At 36.5% G+C, this 1,760-nt stretch carries 2 protein-coding genes; one reads left to right on the forward strand and one right to left on the reverse strand.

The features are described 5' to 3' along the window. The first annotated feature begins 233 nt into the window (after window positions 1-233). The gene (locus VGT41_02910; protein ID HEV2601223.1) at window positions 234-1,646 is read left to right on the forward strand and encodes a hypothetical protein; all 1,413 of its coding nucleotides are present in this window, start codon (window positions 234-236) and stop codon (window positions 1,644-1,646) included. Here VGT41_02910 and VGT41_02915 read toward each other — a convergent pair. Continuing rightward, the coding region (locus tag VGT41_02915) for an IS5/IS1182 family transposase (GenBank protein ID HEV2601224.1) at window positions 1,639-1,760 on the reverse strand (122 nt) is incomplete at its 5' end. The genes VGT41_02910 and VGT41_02915 overlap by 8 nt on opposite strands.

The following is a 1,760-nucleotide window of genomic DNA, read 5'->3' on the forward strand; positions in this document are numbered from 1 at the left end:
CAGACTTGGCATAAAAGGCTCTCATTAGAACATAAGGCATTGCCTATAGTCATTGTGAGCGCAGCGTAGCAATCCAGAATCCGTGCGTCCAACTGGACGCGACATCTTTTTCTTCAACGTAAATTTCGTTCACACGGCCTAAGCATATCTTCCGCTTTTAATATTCTTTGATAGTATGCCCAAAGATGAAGCATATTGTGACAGATGAGAGTATTAAAAAGAGAGAAGTGTATATGAAGTTCTATTCCTATTTCTTTATATTGTTTTTTGTGTTCAGTAACTGTTTTGGTATCACGCCACAAGAAATTATGTCTTATGAGTACACAATACATCTGTTTTATAAATATATAGAAAGAGAATATAAAGAAGGACATATTGCTGCTCCCTATTGCGTGTTAACCTGCGTGATTACGGAAAAAATTAATTATCAGGCGTGTCAGCCAAAACCTCTTGTGCATGATCCTGAAAAAAATGATGTGCATGCTCCTCTCGCAACCAATTATGATCCGAGATCAATGGATAATTTATGCTCTTTTTTGTTACAGCCAGAACCAAAAAAAGAGAATAGAATAGAGATAAAAAATGGAGTACTTTCTTTTATTTATGGCTGCTTTTCTTTTGGTGTAGATCTGATTGGGCTCGCATGGTTCGCTTATAAAAACATAGATTATGCTGTAAAAAAAAGCAGAATAGAAAAAGCGTTTGTGTGCAATTATCAAGAATGGAGGAAAGAGGATTTTCAAAGAGAAGCTTTACGCCTTATTAATACATGTAGACCAATAGATGCTACTGATATAGTGTTGTCAGCTCCTGATCAAGAAGCAATTTTATCAGAATACCATCTGTATCAGTTCGATGGCTTTCAGTCATACATTAAAACATTACCTTTATATGAGCCATTTATTAAAACATTGCATAGCCGTGTGCATTGTGATGATCGCGATAGAACCAATAGGTGGTGGAAAAAATTTCCTGGTTACTTTAATGACTCATTTCCTTCTATCGTAACATCATTACGCGAGCAAGTAGATCAGGAAGAGCTTGATCGTAAAAAACGAGAGCAGGCTGAGATAGATCGCAAAAATAAAGCAGCTCAAGAAAAACGTATGCATATGGAACAGTATCTGAATTATTATGCAGTAGATATGCATGATTATGCAGATGAGTATGCTCTTGCGATTGCATCATCAGAATGCGATAACGGTGTGCACGCAGAGCGCCTTTCTCAGCGTCTGCAAGCAATTGAAGCATCAGAAAGTAAGCGGTATGAGTTACAAACAAAGTCTTATGCGCTATCACCTCAATTGGATGATTTTTTACAAGATCGTTGTATACATCCCGATATTTTTAGGCAATGTGAAGGATCAGAAATACAGCACTGCTTACAGCAAGAAATGATTATGATTTTGGAGCACACTGCAGAGATTAGTTTTGAATATGAGCAGGGAAATGATCCATCAGTTACGTTTTTTACCGAGACAATCAGCAACTTCGTATTAGTTTCAGCAGAATACAATCAGGCTGGTCATATTAAACAAGCTTTAATATTGAATGACAATTGTTGGAGTTTTTTAGATTGTGCCATAGGTACCCTACAAGGATTAGCGCAAGGTGCATATAATAGACCTCTTCTGAAACTCATTTAGTTAACTCAAAATTACATATTCCCGCAATGAGATTAAAACGTAATCCAAACCTCTTTCTTCGATTACGGTACTTGTCAGAAACTATTTTGAATCGTTTTATCATTCCAATCACAT

This window comes from Candidatus Babeliales bacterium (genome assembly GCA_035944115.1).
GTDB lineage: Bacteria > Babelota > Babeliae > Babelales > Vermiphilaceae > DASZBJ01.

Bases quoted from the DNA above. Each gene is read 5' to 3' on its own strand.
- VGT41_02910 (HEV2601223.1), top strand. From the start codon at position 234: ATGAAGTTCTATTCCTATTTCTTTATATTGTTTTTTGTGTTCAGTAAC.